Source organism: Pseudomonas sp. AO-1 (genome assembly GCF_019775695.1).
Lineage (GTDB): Bacteria > Pseudomonadota > Gammaproteobacteria > Pseudomonadales > Pseudomonadaceae > Aquipseudomonas > Aquipseudomonas parakoreensis.
The window spans coordinates 6351444-6366710 of record NZ_CP079947.1; the positions used below are offsets into that span (position 1 = coordinate 6351444).

The following is a 15267-nucleotide window of genomic DNA, read 5'->3' on the forward strand; positions in this document are numbered from 1 at the left end:
CGCGCGGCAATGGCCGCGCCTTTAGGAGAGCGCCCATATGGCTCTGCCCAAAAAACTCAAGAACATGAATTTGTACAACGACGGCGTCAGCTACGTCGGTGAGTGCAAGAGCGTCACCCTGCCCAAGCTCGCCCGTAAGCTTGAGGCCTTCCGGGGCGGCGGTATGGACGGCGCGGTGAAGGTCGACCTCGGCCATGGCGACGACGGGATTCAGCTCGAATGGACTCTCGGTGGCTGGGATCTGACGGCGCTGCGTCAATACGGCGCGGTATCGGCCAGCGGCGTGATGCTGCGCTGGGCGGGATCGATCCAGCGAGACGACACCGCCGAGGTTTCGGCTGTCGAGGTGGTTGTGCGCGGCCGGCATGAAGAGATCGACATGGGCGACTCGGAAAGCGGTGAAGACACCGAGCACAAGTTCACCACCACCTGCAGCTATTACAAGCTGACCATTGATGGCAATGAAGAGATCGAGATCGACTTGCTCAACTTCATTTTCAAGGTCAACGGCAAAGACATGCTGGCAGAACATCGTAAGGCGATCGGCTTGTAATCCCTGCCATCCCCGCCGGCTCCGCCGGCCCCTATCCATTGAAGGAATTCAACATGAGCACCAACCAAAAGAACGAAGCTGCAGAAGCACCAGTAGTGAAGAACCCAAACCGCCCAGTCATCACCCTGGACACGCCGATCATCCGAGGCTCGACCGAAATCACCGAGGTGACACTCCGCAAACCCGTCTCAGGTGAACTGCGCGGCGTTTCGCTGACCGATCTGCTGCAGATGGACGTGCTCGCGTTGCGCAAGGTGCTGCCGCGAATCACCACACCGACCCTGACCGATCACGATATCGGCCAAATGGATCCGGCTGACCTGGTGCAGATGGCCACCGAGGTTGCCGGTTTTTTGCTGCCGAAGTCGGCGAAGGTGGATGCATCCCTCGTTGCGTAGATGACGCCATGGCGGACATCGCCGTGATTTTTCACTGGGGGCCAGTGGAGATGGATCCCCTCCCCCTGACCGAACTGATGGATTGGCGCGAACGCGCTCGCAAGCGAAGTGGGGCGAAAGATGACTGACAAGCTGCGGCTGGAATTTATGCTGTCGGCGATCGACAAGGTCACCGCGCCTCTCAAGCAAATCAGCGCTGGGAGCACTGCGACCTCTCGTGCCTTGAAGGCGGCGCGGGATCAGTTGAAAGAGCTCAACGCCCAGCAGTCCAATATTTCCAGCTTCACCCGCCAGCGCGAAGCCGTCCGCCAGTCCTCTGAGGAGCTGGCAAAGGCGCAAGACAAATTGCGCGGCCTGCGGGAGCAGCTGCAGAAGATGGACGCCCCCACAGCGGCCTTTCAGAAGGCGTTCGTTAATGCTTCCGCCTCTGTCGAAAAGCTGACAAGCAAACACACTGCCCAGCGATCAGAACTGCAGCGCTTGATACCCCTCATGAAATCGACCGGTGCGGACACCCGCAACCTCGGCAGCACTGAGCGCCGCTTGAAAACCGAGATCGAGGCGGCGAACAAAGCCATCCAAACTCAGCGAGAACGACTCGCAGCCCTTGCCAAACAGCAGGAACGGGTCTCGAAAGCACAGCGGAACTATTCCAAGGGAAGAGAGCTTGCTGGTAATGCCGCCGTCGCCGGCGCAAGTGCTGGAGCAGTGGGAGCTGCGACAGGCATGCCCATCCTCGGGATGATCAAGAACTACTCACGCTTCGAAGACGCAATGGCAGGCGTAGCGAAGCAAGTCGCCGGCGCCCGCGACGATAACGGTCAACTCACCCAGACGTATTACGAAATGGGAGACGCGATCAAAAAGATGTCCGAAACAATCCCGATGGCTACTACCGACATCGCCGCCCTGGTAGAAGGCGGCGCGCGAATGGGCATCCAGGGTAAAGATGACTTGCTGGAATTTGCGCGCGTCGCGGCAACTGCAGCGACCGCGTTTGAACTGCCGGCAGATCAGGTTGGTGAAAGCCTGGCGCGCATCGCCAACCTCTATAAATTGCCAATTAAAAACGTGAGCCAGCTCGGGGACGCGATCAACTACCTTGACGACAATGCAATGTCGAAAGGTGGCGACATCATCGACGTCATGCAGCGCACAGCAGGCATCACCGCGTCAGTTGGCATGTCTTTTAAAGACGCCGCTGCGTTGGGATCGACATTCCTCACACTCGGGGCTTCATCAGAAATCGCAGCCACCGCTACCAACGCAATGATTCGAGAATTGGCTATCGCTACCCAGCAGCCAAAGCGCTTTGTAACGGGCCTTAAATCGATCGGCTTAGAGGCAAAAGCGGTTCAGGACGGCATGAGCAAGGACGCCACGGGCACCATTCAGAAAGTGCTCGAGGCTGTGAACAAACTGCCGAAGAACCAACAGCTCGGTGTGATGACCCAGCTCTTTGGCAAAGAATATGGCGATGACGCGGCAAAGCTCGCGTCTAACATCGAGGAGTATCGTCGGCAGCTTGACCTGGTAAACGGCGCCGATAACGCTCCGAAGCGCGAAGGCTCGATGCAGCGCGAAGGAGACATCCGTGCGGACCAGTTGTCAGCTCGATGGGAGATGTCCCAGAACCGCATGTTCAACCTGAGCAGCGCACTTGGCGCCACTCTGCGACCCGCCCTGATACAGCTCGTCACCGGATTAAACGGTGTCTTGGAGCGAGTCAATGCTTGGGCGACCGCGAACCCGGGTTTAGTGTTGGGCATTCTGAAAGTTGCCGCCGGCATTGCGGCACTGTCGATCGGCTTCAGTACTGTCGCTTTGGCGCTGGCCACCACCCTTGGCCCCTTCCTCGCCGTTCGGTACGGACTTTCCCTGATAGGCATCCGTCTGCCATCTGTAATCGGCCTGCTGTTCAACCTGGGCTCCAAGGTTTTGCCCTTCGTCGGTCAGGCGTTTATGTGGTTGGGAAGATTGTTCCTGACCAATCCAATCGGCTTGGCTATTACGGCGATCGCAGCGGCGGCTTACCTGATCTACGCAAATTGGGACAAGGTGAAGGCTTACTTCGTCAGCGCCTGGGCAGAGATAAAACTCGGCTTCAGTGGCGGCATAAGCGACATCCTGCGCACGATCGTCAACTTCAGCCCCATTGGGCTGTTCTACCAAGCGTTCTCGGCTGTGATGAATTACATGGGCATTGAGCTTCCGAGCAGGTTCACCGAGTTCGGCGGAATGATCATTTCAGGGCTCGTCAATGGCATCACCGGGGCGATGGGCTCGGTTAAGACCGCGATCTCGGAAGCTGGCAGCAGCACTGTGGACTGGTTCAAGGAAAAGCTCGGTATCCACAGCCCCTCCCGTGTCTTTGCCGAGCTAGGCGGCTTCACGATGGCCGGATTGGCACAGGGTGTAAATGACGGCCAAAGCGGCCCGATGGAAGCCGTCAAAGCCGTGGGCGAGCTTATGACCCAGGCGGGAACAGTGACCATTGGTGCCATTACCAATGCTGGAGCGTTGCTAAACCCAGCCTCTGCTGTGCCTGGAGTGACTGCTTCGGCGCTGACACCCGCCGCAGCCGTGCCCGGTGCAGCGGCCGCAGCACTCGAGCCCGCCGCATCCGTGGCGGGAGCGAAGCCTGAAAGTGGCGGCATGCTCGAATCAATTGTCGGAATGGGCAAAAAACTGGCTCAAGCAGGCGCAATGGCTTTCGGTATCGGCAGCGCTCAGCAAGCGATTGCTATCGACAACCGCCCACCTATCGCTACCGCTGCAGCTCCTGCAGCGGTGCAGATGGCCCCACAACAAATCGTCATCAATATTCACCCAGCCCCGGGGATGGACGCGGCGGCGATCGCGCGTGCGGTGTCTGCTGAACTGGACAAACGCCAACACGCAAAACAAGCCAAGGGGCGCAGTGCCCTCTTTGACCAGGAGTAGACGGCAATGATGATGGCTCTCGGCATGTTCATCTTCAGTCTGGAAAGCTTGGCGTACCAGGAACTGCAGCGACAGACAGAATGGCGTCACGGCTCGACGTCGCGTATAGGCACCAACCCATCCCGCCAGTTTCTTGGCCGTGGTGAAGACTCAATCAGCATGCCAGGCATCCTCTTGCCGGCACTCGCAGGCACCCCGCTGAGCCTGGACACACTCCGCGCTATGGCCGATACCGGCAAGGCATGGCCGTTGATCGAAGGCACCGGCAGGATCCTGGGCATATGGGTGATCGACAACATTACCGAGAACAAAACTTTGTTCTTTTCGGATGGCGCAGCACGCCGCATCGAATTCACCATCGCGCTCAAACGGATCGATGACGGTCGGGTTGATCTGCTCGGCGCCGGTGTGAGCACAGTCGGCAATATCCTGAGGAAAATCCTGTGATCGACCGAGCACTCAGCCGGGTCGACGGCTATCTGAACGACGCGCAGGCATCCATCCGCGAGGCGAGAGCCTACCCTCGTCCAATCTGTCGGCTGGAGGTCGACGGACGCGACATCACAGCGGCGATCGAGAAGCGCCTGATGAGCATCGAGCTCACCGACAACCGCGGACTCACAGCGGACCAGCTCGACGTCACCCTGTCGGATCATGACGGTCGCCTGGCAATCCCACCGAAAGGCGCGACCCTGCGGCTGTGGCTTGGCTGGAGCGACACCGGGCTGGTCGACAAAGGCATATACACAGTCGATGAAACCGAGCACAGCGGGGCGCCAGATCAGTTGAACATCCGGGCTCGCAGCGTGGATCTGACTGCAGGGTTGAAAGCCAAACGGGAGCGAAGCTGGCATGACGAGACGATCGAAACCGTGGTGCAAGCCATTGCCGGTGCCTATGGTCTCGGTCCTTTAGTCAGCGCCGCGCTCAGTGCCATCCAGGTGGTTCACCTTGATCAGGCCAATGAGTCTGACGCGAACCTGCTTTCACGCTTGGGACAAGAGCACGATGCGATCGCGACGGTTAAAGCGGGCAAACTGCTGTTCATGCCGATCGGCAATGGCACGAGTGCCAGCGGCCTGGCACTGCCACACATCACCCTGACCCGCCGGGATGGCGATCAGCATCGATTCCTGCAGGCGAACCGTGACAGCTACACGGGTGTTCGGGCGTTCTATTACGACGTCAACAGTGCTGAGAAAAAGGAGGCAATCTCTGGAGGCGGCGACAACATCAAGGATTTGCGTCACGCCTACACGGATCAGCAAAGCGCTCTGGTGGCTGCCCGGGCCGAGTGGAACAAGCTGCAGCGTGGAAGCGCGACGCTCAGTTACTCGCTGGCGCGCGGCCGTCCAGACCTCACACCGGAGCTCACCTATTCGCTGATCGGCATCAAGCAGGAAATAGCGGACGTCATCTGGTTGGGCGGCAACGTGAAACACAGCTTCACTTCGGATTCGTTCACCACGAGTCTTGAACTCGAATCGATGCTGCCAGACGGTGACGAGGTAGCCGAACTGGCGGACGATAGCGGCGATTACACAGGAGTTTTGGCGTGGTATCGAGACGCGAAAAGCGGTAAGCAGCAGAAGTTGAGCGAGGGTGATCAGAGCAATCCTAAGCGGTTGACCCACCTTTATGAGAGCAAGGCTTCAGCACAACGGGCGGTGGATAGGGAATACAAGCGGCTGCAGGCCAAGAATGGGGCAGATGCTCCAGGCACCCCGACATGATGAGCCGGGGTGAGGTGAAAGGGTCGGAGGTCAATCCGTCTGGGCCATCATCTCCGCGATACGAAGGATATGGCTTTGATCGGCCTGCGACATTTTCCGGTACAAGCTCAACAGAATGCATTCCAACTGCGTCAGCTGAGAAGCGGCAGACTCCACGGCCCGAACGTCCTGCTCAAGTTGCTCAAAAACGCCTCGATCCAACATGCTCACTACTCCTAAAAGCCGCAGAGGATCGTCTAAATCGCGACTTTCCGAAGCCCCAAGCGAGCACTCTTTCATTTGGCTGTGCTGCCTCGTCCTACGAGAGGTCATTCCAGTGGGAGGTTGTCCTGCGACTTTTTCGCAGCAGCTTCGGCCAAGCCTGTAGCGACGCGGTGAACCACGATCTGATCGCCTGGACTCAGCGAACGAAAGCAGTTCAAAACCTCATTTTCGACAGTGGTTTGTGTTCCAGCCACCGTGTCCCTCCGGCCGAAAAGAACATACATCACGTCCACGCCAATCTTCGAAATTGCCAACAGGTAAGCCGTGTCCGGTCTCTGTCGATCGTTCTCGTAATTGCCTTGGGAGTTCCGTTTCACACCGCCTATATCTGCGAAATCGTTTTGATTGATTCCAAGCCGGTCGCGCTCTTCCCGGAGTCGCTCGCCCAAAGTTTTTTCCAAGGATTCTCCGGTTACACAAATTTTTGGCATGCATCGCTTTACACAGCCAATTTCTTGGGCATAATGATGGCACACACAACACGATTGAACACACATGAACACTATGCCCGTCCTCCTTACAGCCGAGCAAGCCCGCGCAGAACTTGACCGCAACGGGATAACCATCGCGCATTTCTGCCGCGAACACGGCCTGAACAAAAATTTGGTCAGCGATTTATTAAACGGTCGCAAGAAGGGCGTTCGAGGCGAAGCCCGACGAGCAGCTGTGCTTCTAAAAATCAAAGACGGTGTGATTTCAAATTAATGGCATTAGGCCAGGCGAGAAACCAGAAGATGAAACGCACGGTTCTAGAAACCCGTCGGCAGGTCGTAAGCGCAGTGATTTGTGCGTATCCAGGCGGACGTGATTGCGCGGCTCCACGGTTGGGTATGTCGGTGAAGAAGTTCGACAACCATGCCTATGAGAACGCAGGCAGCCGGCCGCTTACTGACGAGCAGATCTGCTTACTGGAGTCGCAGACCGGGACCACTCACCTACCCGACTTTGTCTGCAACTTGTACGGCGGCGTTTTCGTTCCGGTTGCTGAAGCCGAGCAGTTGGACAACCTCGACCTCTACGCCCGCTCGATAAACACCTCGGTGAAGCGCGGCATGGTCGACGCGATCATTTCCAAAGCACTCCAAGACGGCGTCATCGACGACGAAGAAGTGCAAGCCATTCTTGCAGCGCACCGTGCGCACGTAGCAGCCAGACACGAAGAGATCACAGCGGTGATCGTTCTGCATCGGGAAAACCCGAGCAGCTAGGACTCGAAATAGACGCTGGAAGCGTCGCCATTTTTCGGCATCAGCCGCAGGCCGCGATTAGCGGCGGGGAGAAAAAAGTGAGCACTTATAAGCTGGTATGTCCGCACTGCCGGGAGCGAATGCGCATTCGGACCAGTGAGGGGACGCATATCTTTTTGCGTATTGCCTACCTGCAATGCATCAACGAGGCCTGCGGTTGGTCGGTTCGGGCTCAGTTTGAAATGACTCACGAAATGAGTCCATCAGGCATGCCGAACCCGGCTGTTTGTTTGCCAGTGGCTCACGTCGCTATCCGCCGGCAGGCAATGAAAAAGGAAGACGAGCAGCAAATGGACCTACTTGGACTGGAGACGGCCTGATGAACACACTGATCAGCGAGCAAAATCACGAGCGGGAGTATCGCGCCTCCATGCAAGACGCCGCGCTTTGCTACATGCAGCGCCATCAGGCAGAGCACCTTGGCAACGATCAGCAGCTCTTTACCCGAACGGTCGCCCATCTGCAGACAACTCTCGAAGTACCCACCTTCCTTGCCGAGAATCTGACGGGCTTGGCATACGGACAACTGCGCGCCGGCGCTGGCCAGCGACGCCTCGATCTGAAAAACAGCAGTGAATCGGTTGCTGTCTTCGCCGATCCGGCCAGCGGCAAATCCTACGCCATCCCCGTCGCGCTGATCTTCCAGTACCTGGTCGAGGCCTCAGAGCCCCGACCTAGCCCCATCAACAACTGACCGAATCGCTCCACCGTCTGCGTGTGGGTTTGGGTGAATTGCGCCCGGAATAAGGGAAAAAGCCATGAGCACAGCACTTTCCATACAAATGAGCCTGAGCGAAAGCCTCGCCGAAGCCTTGTTGAAGGAGCTCCGCGAGCGGCTGCGACTGGGCATTCAGGAGCACTGGTACTCGGATCGGTTTCGCTGCGTTCCTGATGGTCTGCGCACCAGCGCCATTCTCTCGGCCTACCCCGCACTGGCGGCTCAAAAGACAACTCTCGGCGCCCTCCGGGTCGCCATCAGAAAGCAGGCATGAAGATGGAAGATAAAATCCGGGCCGACGTATTGACCCGACTTGAGTTCGATTACGGCTTGAAACACCGGGTCGGCACCGATTTCATGCGAGGTGGCACCTGCCCGGCCTGCAACAAGAAAGAGCTGTACTCCAGCTTTGCGAACCCTTTCTTCATCAAGTGCGGCCGCGAGAGCAAGTGTGGCCAGCAATGGCATGTCAAAGAGTTGTATGCCGATCTGTTCGATAACTGGAGCAAACGTGCGCCGGCAACAGATGACCAACCGACCGCAAGCGCCCGCGCCTACATGGAGTTCGCTCGCGGATTCAAGATTGATCTGGTGGCGGGTCTGTTCACACAGGAGGACTACTTCGATCGCGCTTTGAATATCGGCTCGGCCACGGTGCGGTTTGCGCTCGAGCACGGCGGATATTGGGAACGCCTGATCGACCAGCCTCAGCGCTTCGGTAAAAAGAAGGCACGCTTCAAGCCGGGCGAATCATACAAAGGCTATTGGTGGTGCTCCCCCTACGTCGACCTCACACAGACCTCTGAACTGTGGATCGTTGAGGGGATTTTCGACGCGATCGCTCTGCAGCACAACGAGATCGACGCGGTAGCGGCGATGTCATCAAATGCCTTCCCCGAGGCCTCGTTGAAAGCACTTGCTGCTGACCGTGCCGGCAACTTGCCAAGATTGGTCTGGGCTCTGGACAACGAGCCTGGCGCGCATCGCTACACGCGTAAATGGGTCGTTATGGCTAGAGCCATGGGCTTTGAATGCACCGCTGCGCAAATACCGCAGCGCGACGCGCGGAAAGTCGATTGGAACGACCTTCATCAGCGATGGGCCTTTATTGGTGACGAAGCCGAACGACGCAAGCGCACAGAAGCGGATCTGAACGAGGCTCGCCACCATGGCGCCCTGCTGATTGCTGAAAGCGCCTCAGAGAAAGCGCTGCTGATGTACAACTGGCGCGAGCGCGAAGAATTCCACTTCGGGTTTGAGTCTCGCCTGTACTGGTGGAAGCTGGACATCAGCAAGTTCAACAATGCCATGCAGGCGCTGGAAACGAGCGAGAACCACGAAGAGCAGCAGCTGAACAACAAGGCGATGCGAGAAAAAGCGTTGCGCATGTCCGGCTGTGTGGTTGAGATCGCCAACTGCTATCCCCAAGCGCTGTACTTCCAACGCAATGAGATCACGGACGAGTCCTGGTACTTCTTCCGCGTCGACTTCCCACACGACGGCGGCTCAGTGAAGAACACCTTCACCGGTGGCCAGGTCGCGGCCGCGAGCGAATTCAAGAAACGGCTGCTCGGCATGGCCGCCGGCGCCGTGTTCACCGGCAGCGGCCAGCAGCTCGACAAAATCATGAAGGACCAACTGTTTGCGATCAAAACGGTCCAGACGATCGACTTTGTCGGGTACAGCAAGGAGTACGCCTGCTACGTGTACGGCGACCTGGCCGTAAAAGATGGTCAGGTGGTCGACGTCAACGATGAAGAGTTTTTTGAGTTCGGCAAGCTACGCCTGAAAACGCTGCAACGTGCCGTGCCGGTGCGGATCCAGCGTGACCCAAAGGAATACAGCGACGAGTGGACAAAACTGCTGTGGACGTGCTTCGGCGCGCAGGGCGTTGTTGCGCTGACATTCTGGTTCGGTTCGCTGTTCGCCGAGCAGATCCGGGCTCGCTATCATTCCTTTCCCTTTCTTGAAGCGACCGGCGAGGCCGGGGCCGGTAAAACTACCCTGCTCAACTTGCTTTGGAAGTTGCTCGGCCGCGCCGGCTACGAAGGATTCGACCCGTCCAAATCCACCAAAGCCGGCCGCAGCCGGTTGATGGGCCAGGTATCCGGCATGCCTGTGGTTTTACTTGAGTCGGATCGGAGCGGCGACGACAAATCACACGCTAAAAACTTTGAATGGGACGAGCTGAAGGACTACTTCGGCGGCGGCACACTGGCGACCAAAGGCGTTAAAACCGCCGGCAACGAAACCTACGAGCCACCGTTCAGAGGCACGATCGCCATCAGCCAGAACGCGCCCGTGATTGCGTCAGAAGCCATCATGACGAGGATCGTGAAACTGCATTTTGTGCGGCCGAACGTGACACCAGAGAGCCGCGCGGCAGCTGATCGACTGACAGCCTTAGATGGCTCTAAGTTGAGCTACTTCCTGCTGCAGGCGGTGAAGCGCGAGAGCGACGTCATGTCCACCCTTGCCGATAAGATCCCGGCCCACGAAGCGCGCCTGCGCCGGCTACACACCCACTGCGTCACCTGCGACAACGAATACCCAGCGAATAACGAAAAAGCGGCATGCCAGCACTGCGGCAATCAGTTGCGAGGCTACATCCGCGTTGAGCGAATCGTGAAAAACCACGCACAGCTGCTCGGCCTGGTGGACTGCATTCGCTCGCTGGTACCGCTGAGCGATGCCCAGGTCAGCGCAACCCAGCGCTGCATTGTCTCGATGGCCATCGAGCGCCAAAGCTCGATCAGCGCAGACCATCCGGTTGTCGCGGAATTCTGGGAAGTCTACGAATACCTGCAGGGCCTTGATGCCGAAGGGCCGGTGGTCAATCACAGCAAGAAAGACAACGTCATCGCTATCAACCTCAACGAGTTTGTCGAGCGCGCCGCAGAACACCGCCAGAAGCTGGCCGACGTTAGCGAATTGCGCGATCGCCTGAAGGAATCCCGCTGCCGCAAATTTCTGGAATCGAACAAAGCCGTCGATAGCGCGGTGCGCGCTTACCAGGCCACGCGCAATAACAACACGATCACCAAGTCACCCACGGTCAAGTGCTGGATGTTTCAGGCGTAGGGCTGCAACCCGCGTCGACAGCTAGGAAAGGAGAGAACCATGCAGATTCAAGTCGTCGCCGGCACCGATCGTAGTGATACGCAAAGCCTGCAGGATCGCATCACCAAACTGCTCAACGAGCTTGGGAATACGGTGCAGGCGGAAGCCTACAGTGCGAACGGATTGGTCGACATTTTGGAGGTACGGGCTACAGATGGTCAGCGCGAGATCTTGGTGCTGAATTGCTCCCGGCTGCAAATCCAAGCGGTTTTGGACTGGCAGTCATGTAGCGAAGACACGAACGAATTCGAAGACCTGGTGCTGCACCTGGTGCGATCGCCAGACAGCTACCAATAACGCCGGCTGCAACCGGCAACTACTGAAAGGAGAAAACCATGCAGCGCACGAACAACACAGCCCAACCGGCCGGAAGGGCAATCATAAACAGCCTGCTCAGCATCACGGCAACCGCAGCACTGATCACCATTACCGCCTTTCAGATACCTGACGTACTGATCTGGCTCGCCAGCTAAGAAAGAAATGGCGCCGAGGGGCTGCAACCCCTCGGCACCGACTACCCAAAGGAGAAGCACCATGCGAGCACGAAACCTGAGAGCTGTCCTGCAAAAGGCTAACACAGCGCAATTCAAACCCGGCGACAAGGTAAATCAGGTGATCACAGGGAAACGCGCTCGACGGCCCAAGCGCCACCACAAGCCTGGGATCGTTCTGCGTGTTTTTGGTAACTGCGTAATTGTGCGTTTCAAAAATGAAGTGAAAGGCGTTTACCCCAAGTGGAGATTGATGCTGGCTGTAGAGGGAAACAGCCACCCATGCGCATTGCAGGGAGCTGCCAAATGACTCATCAACCCATCGTCCAACAGAGTCGGATCCGCCCTGCAATGGCGAGTAAGCGCCTGGACCTCCCCAGCATTTGCGATATCTGCGGCTTCGCTCGATCAACACGTCGACACCAGAGCTGCAGCAAGTTGAGGCAACAACGCAAAACGGAAGAATGGGCGGCCTTGATGGCAGAAAAAGCGGCTGCTCGAGCAAACCGGGAGAAACGTTATGTACGCTGAACCTGGGAATGAAATGGTGCAGGAAGTCCGGGTCCCCCAGACGATCAAAGGCCTCAAGCGTAAAGCCACAAAAATAAAGAAAGAGCGCGGCATCCGTCATGCGGAGGCTTTAGAAATCGTCGCTCAAAGCATGGGTTATAGCAGCTACAAGTCGGCGCTGGATGATCTGGGAGAAACCTCCCAGGAGTCGCAATAACAGCCCCTAGAAATATGTGCTCCAACTTCTAACAACCATGCCTTGGCCGCAGCGCTAGACTGCGTGGGGCGCTCCAGCTTACAGAGGGCTAGCAATGAACTCCCGATCGGACAACGTCTTGGTATTCACTGACCTGCAGCGCATCACCGGCTATCAACGCCGGTCCGATGTCGAGCGATCGTTGATTGACCAAGGCGTTCGCCTGTTCCGTGGCCGCACCGGGCCGTGGACTACGTTGGACCTTATCAACCAAGCGGCCGGCATCAAGCCAGCCGCACCAGATCGATACGACGCCGATATCCTATGAGGAAAGCACGGAAGCGGAAGCACAATCCGCATATTCCCGCCCATATCGACCAGGCCGCTCTCCCAGCGGCCGTTTACTTTGATCACCGCAAAGGTCAGGTCTGGTACACGTTGCACTATGACGAAACGGGAAAACAACGCCGGCGCAACATCGCGCCGGCGGACGTTTCGCTGGCCGAGCTGCACCAGATCATGGACGAGGCATCCAACGTCGACCGTGGCACGCTTCGCTACGTTTGCAGCCAGTTTCACGAGAGTGATCGTTATAAGAAGCTCAGTCCGAAAACCCACGATGACTACTGCTACTCGCGTGATGTTTTGCTGACCCTGCCCACAAAGTTGGGAAAGCCGCTGGGAGACCTGGCGGTACGCAAGTTCACTTCTGCCCTGGTGCAGCGCATCGTCGATCGGCTCGCAGACGAGGGGACCCCGTCGAAGGCTGCACACGCTCTCCGCTACTTGCGGCGCGTACTGCAGTGGGGTCGCAACCGGGGTTTTCTGGATGTGAATCCCGCGCTGGGCATCGAAGCGCCTGTTGAACGAAAACAACGTCGCCTGCCAAATCATCAAGTAATGGATACGCTCATCGATCGAGCAATTGCCCGAGGCTTGCTGATCAGGGGCGAAAAAGGCGGCTGTCCGGAGTACCTCGGCTACGTGATGGAGCTTGCGTATCTGTGCAGACTACGCGGAATCGAAGTGGTCACTCTGACCGACGCGAACGAGCTGGAGAGTGGCATTCTCACCAACCGCCGCAAAGGCAGCCGCGACAACATCGTTCGCTGGACACCTCGACTGCGCAAAGCCTGGGATCACGCCAAAGCCTATCGAGCAAAGGTCTGGGCCAAACGCAAAACGGCAATACCGATCGCACCGTCACGACGGCCCATCATCGTGGCCAGTCACGGCGGGCCGCTACGCAAGTCGAGCCTGGACACGGCGTGGCAACGGTTTATCACGTTGGCATTGGCAGACGAGATCATCACGCCCGAGCAACGGTTTGCGCTTCACGATTTGAAACGACGCGGCATCACCGACACGGCAGGTACGCGAGCAGATAAACAGGAGGCGAGCGGCCACCGCGACCCGAAGATGATGGACGTCTACGACCACAGCGTGCCGACCGTTTCCCCTTCCGCAGAGTGAGCAAACCGGACGTAACAAGCGACACAGGGCCCGCTATCCACGCGGGCCTTCGCGTATCTGGACGTAACAAGGAATCGCGTAAGTGCTTGATTCCTATACTTGAAGCACCTTCCTTGTAATCAGTAGGTCCCGGGTTCGACTCCTGGTGCCGGCACCATACAAAACGAAGCCCCTGCAGAAATGCAGGGGCTTTGTTGTTTCTGAAACGTCCACATTACGTCCACACTGCCTCAAGGCTGTGAAGTCCCAAATCGTCATTAATCCGGACGATTCGTCACCGAGGGACGTGCTTCCACCAGTGCGGGGCGCAGCACCTCGGTTACACGTAAAGCTTTACCGGCCTTCATCTGACGTACAGATTCCAGCAAGTCCTTCCGGAATTGTTCCAATTCTTTGAGCATTAATGAGTTTTTTCCTTCGGTTGCTCAAGGTCGGCTACGAGCAGGCTGTCGAATAAGGTTGCGCTTCAAACCTGACTGATCTCAAACACATACGAAATCCTGCGCTGACTCGCACTCCACACATAACGCAAATGCTTGCCCTGTTTCGGAATCGACACCGCCGGCGGCCGAAACGCGGCGACGCATTCATGGCCGGGCAGACGAACGCTGTTGTAGAGCAGTCCCCACGATTCAGACTCGCGCAGTTCTCGGGCAAACGCCTGTGACGGGCCATAGGCTTCCGGATCGGGTTGATGCAAATGTGCAAAACCATCACGGACATCGTGCAGCGGCTTAACCACCCGATTGACGTAAGTCCGCATGGTCAACTCAAGATCCGCTTCGTGGGTGGCCGCGAGGAAACGTTCCTGGTGATAGCAGGTTTCGGCGATGGCCGCGGCCTGGCTGCTGGCGGCGTAGTAGACGCCGAAGGTGCCATCGGTGAAGCGGCTGCTTTTGCCGATGTGGGTAAACGCCGCCATCACCGGGGTTGAACCGGGGCCGGAGAGCCGATCTTCGGGGCGCACGCGGGCGAGGACGCCGGCCTGTTCGATCAGGCGATCGTTGGTCAGTGCTTCCAGCGCGTAGGCGATTTCCAGGTCTTCGGGGTCGAGCACGTCTTCGAACAACGCAATCGGCGGGAAGCTGCTGTTGACGATCCGGTAGGCCTTGGGCCATTGCGGCTCAGCCAGCGGCGGGGCCTTCAACCGCGCACCCCGTCGAGGTAGCGGCGTACGTCGGCAATGTCGACCACCCTCCCCGCCAGCATGTAATCCAGCGCGGTCCGGCCATTGAATGGCGCAGCCGTGTTGGGGCTGCTGACCCACGTGTAGGCGCGCTCGCGGCTGTTGCTGAAGATGATGCTCAGCGCCTTGTGAATGCCCATCAGATACGAGATGCGCTCCAGCGTGTCGTGCGGCAGGCGAATGTTCGGCGGCAGGTGTTTGTACTTGTAGAACGTGGTGTTGCCGACGCCGCCCAGCAGCGTGCGCTGCTGCTCGGCGTTGCAACCCCAGCGCTCCATGAGATTGAAGAAAAACTTCAGCGCGACGCGCCCGGCTTCGGGGACGTCGAGTTGTTCGCGTGGGGTGAGGGCTGGGGATGAGGTAGGCATAGACGCCTCCTGATTTTTTGTCTTAGCTGAAGACTAGTACATAACTGTAATTTTTATGAGTTTTGAT

Annotated in this window: 22 protein-coding genes and 1 pseudogene; 18 read left to right on the plus strand and 5 right to left on the minus strand. The window is 57.8% G+C overall.

All coding sequences use genetic code 11. The annotated features are described in order from the left end of the window. The first annotated feature begins 37 nt into the window (after positions 1-37). The 6 genes from KVQ82_RS28985 to KVQ82_RS29010 are packed head-to-tail and all read left to right on the plus strand — an operon-like array spanning position 38 to position 5627. Entirely contained in the window at positions 38-553 is a 516-nt protein-coding gene (locus KVQ82_RS28985) for a phage major tail tube protein (protein WP_222017226.1), read from the plus strand. Between the two features lie 53 nt (positions 554-606). After that, complete coding sequence (locus KVQ82_RS28990; RefSeq protein WP_222017228.1) at positions 607-951, plus strand: phage tail assembly protein; 345 nt, start codon at positions 607-609, stop codon at positions 949-951. Positions 952-959: 8 nt separating this feature from the next. Further along, positions 960-1079: a GpE family phage tail protein gene (locus tag KVQ82_RS28995; RefSeq protein WP_222017230.1), complete on the plus strand. Its 120-nt coding sequence runs from the start codon at positions 960-962 to the stop codon at positions 1077-1079. Continuing rightward, positions 1072-3894 carry a phage tail tape measure protein gene (locus KVQ82_RS29000; protein ID WP_222017233.1) on the plus strand — a complete coding sequence of 941 codons (2823 nt, stop codon included), beginning with the start codon at positions 1072-1074 and terminating at the stop codon, positions 3892-3894. Before KVQ82_RS28995 ends, KVQ82_RS29000 begins: the two co-directional genes overlap by 8 nt. 6 nt (positions 3895-3900) lie before the next feature. Next, entirely contained in the window at positions 3901-4341 is a 441-nt protein-coding gene (locus KVQ82_RS29005) for a phage tail protein (protein ID WP_222017236.1), read from the plus strand. Further along, positions 4338-5627 carry a phage late control D family protein gene (locus KVQ82_RS29010; protein WP_222017238.1) on the plus strand — a complete coding sequence of 430 codons (1290 nt, stop codon included), beginning with the start codon at positions 4338-4340 and terminating at the stop codon, positions 5625-5627. The genes KVQ82_RS29005 and KVQ82_RS29010 overlap by 4 nt, the downstream gene beginning before the upstream one ends. Before the next feature lie 30 nt (positions 5628-5657). On the opposite strand, the gene KVQ82_RS29015 is transcribed toward KVQ82_RS29010, so the two are convergent. Beyond that, positions 5658-5831: a hypothetical protein gene (locus tag KVQ82_RS29015; protein ID WP_222017240.1), complete on the minus strand. Its 174-nt coding sequence runs from the start codon at positions 5829-5831 to the stop codon at positions 5658-5660. 104 nt (positions 5832-5935) lie between these two features. Then, on the minus strand, positions 5936-6292 hold the full coding sequence (locus tag KVQ82_RS29020) for a helix-turn-helix domain-containing protein (protein WP_222017241.1): 357 nt from the start codon (positions 6290-6292) through the stop codon (positions 5936-5938). A 103-nt stretch (positions 6293-6395) separates the two neighbouring features. On the opposite strand from KVQ82_RS29020, the gene KVQ82_RS29025 reads away from it, so the two are divergent. The 12 genes from KVQ82_RS29025 (at position 6396) to xerC (ending at position 13646) form a co-directional block, all read left to right on the plus strand. Then, positions 6396-6596: a DNA-binding protein gene (locus KVQ82_RS29025; RefSeq protein WP_222019459.1), complete on the plus strand. Its 201-nt coding sequence runs from the start codon at positions 6396-6398 to the stop codon at positions 6594-6596. A gap of 29 nt (positions 6597-6625) precedes the next feature. Continuing rightward, complete coding sequence (locus KVQ82_RS29030) at positions 6626-7099, plus strand: YmfL family putative regulatory protein (protein WP_222017243.1); 474 nt, start codon at positions 6626-6628, stop codon at positions 7097-7099. A gap of 77 nt (positions 7100-7176) precedes the next feature. Continuing rightward, positions 7177-7458 carry an ogr/Delta-like zinc finger family protein gene (locus tag KVQ82_RS29035; RefSeq protein WP_222017245.1) on the plus strand — a complete coding sequence of 94 codons (282 nt, stop codon included), beginning with the start codon at positions 7177-7179 and terminating at the stop codon, positions 7456-7458. Beyond that, the gene (locus KVQ82_RS29040; RefSeq protein WP_222017247.1) at positions 7458-7832 is read left to right on the plus strand and encodes a hypothetical protein; all 375 of its coding nucleotides are present in this window, start codon (positions 7458-7460) and stop codon (positions 7830-7832) included. Before KVQ82_RS29035 ends, KVQ82_RS29040 begins: the two co-directional genes overlap by 1 nt. Before the next feature lie 64 nt (positions 7833-7896). Next, a complete protein-coding gene (locus KVQ82_RS29045) occupies positions 7897-8130 on the plus strand; it encodes a hypothetical protein (RefSeq protein ID WP_222017249.1) in 234 nt (77 codons plus the stop codon). A gap of 2 nt (positions 8131-8132) precedes the next feature. Continuing rightward, entirely contained in the window at positions 8133-10937 is a 2805-nt protein-coding gene (locus tag KVQ82_RS29050; protein ID WP_222019460.1) for a toprim domain-containing protein, read from the plus strand. Positions 10938-10976: 39 nt separating this feature from the next. Continuing rightward, the gene (locus KVQ82_RS29055) at positions 10977-11273 is read left to right on the plus strand and encodes a hypothetical protein (protein WP_222017250.1); all 297 of its coding nucleotides are present in this window, start codon (positions 10977-10979) and stop codon (positions 11271-11273) included. Positions 11274-11311: 38 nt separating this feature from the next. Next, entirely contained in the window at positions 11312-11449 is a 138-nt protein-coding gene (locus KVQ82_RS29060) for a hypothetical protein (protein ID WP_222017251.1), read from the plus strand. Between the two features lie 61 nt (positions 11450-11510). Continuing rightward, on the plus strand, positions 11511-11777 hold the full coding sequence (locus tag KVQ82_RS29065; protein WP_222017252.1) for a hypothetical protein: 267 nt from the start codon (positions 11511-11513) through the stop codon (positions 11775-11777). A gap of 210 nt (positions 11778-11987) precedes the next feature. Then, the gene (locus tag KVQ82_RS29070) at positions 11988-12194 is read left to right on the plus strand and encodes a hypothetical protein (protein WP_222017253.1); all 207 of its coding nucleotides are present in this window, start codon (positions 11988-11990) and stop codon (positions 12192-12194) included. A gap of 94 nt (positions 12195-12288) precedes the next feature. Beyond that, the gene (locus KVQ82_RS29075; RefSeq protein ID WP_222017255.1) at positions 12289-12501 is read left to right on the plus strand and encodes a hypothetical protein; all 213 of its coding nucleotides are present in this window, start codon (positions 12289-12291) and stop codon (positions 12499-12501) included. Beyond that, positions 12498-13646, plus strand: coding sequence for a tyrosine recombinase XerC (gene xerC / locus KVQ82_RS29080; RefSeq protein WP_222017257.1), 1149 nt, complete (start codon positions 12498-12500; stop codon positions 13644-13646). The genes KVQ82_RS29075 and xerC overlap by 4 nt, the downstream gene beginning before the upstream one ends. A 311-nt stretch (positions 13647-13957) precedes the next feature. Here xerC and KVQ82_RS29085 read toward each other — a convergent pair. From KVQ82_RS29085 to KVQ82_RS29095, 3 genes and pseudogenes are all read right to left on the minus strand, one after another. Then, a pseudogene (locus tag KVQ82_RS29085) lies at positions 13958-14047 on the minus strand (transcriptional regulator); the annotation flags it as partial. Positions 14048-14112: 65 nt separating this feature from the next. Beyond that, complete coding sequence (locus tag KVQ82_RS29090; RefSeq protein ID WP_222017259.1) at positions 14113-14793, minus strand: RES family NAD+ phosphorylase; 681 nt, start codon at positions 14791-14793, stop codon at positions 14113-14115. Beyond that, on the minus strand, positions 14790-15200 hold the full coding sequence (locus tag KVQ82_RS29095) for an MbcA/ParS/Xre antitoxin family protein (RefSeq protein WP_007961687.1): 411 nt from the start codon (positions 15198-15200) through the stop codon (positions 14790-14792). Before KVQ82_RS29095 ends, KVQ82_RS29090 begins: the two co-directional genes overlap by 4 nt. Positions 15201-15267 lie beyond the last annotated feature (67 nt).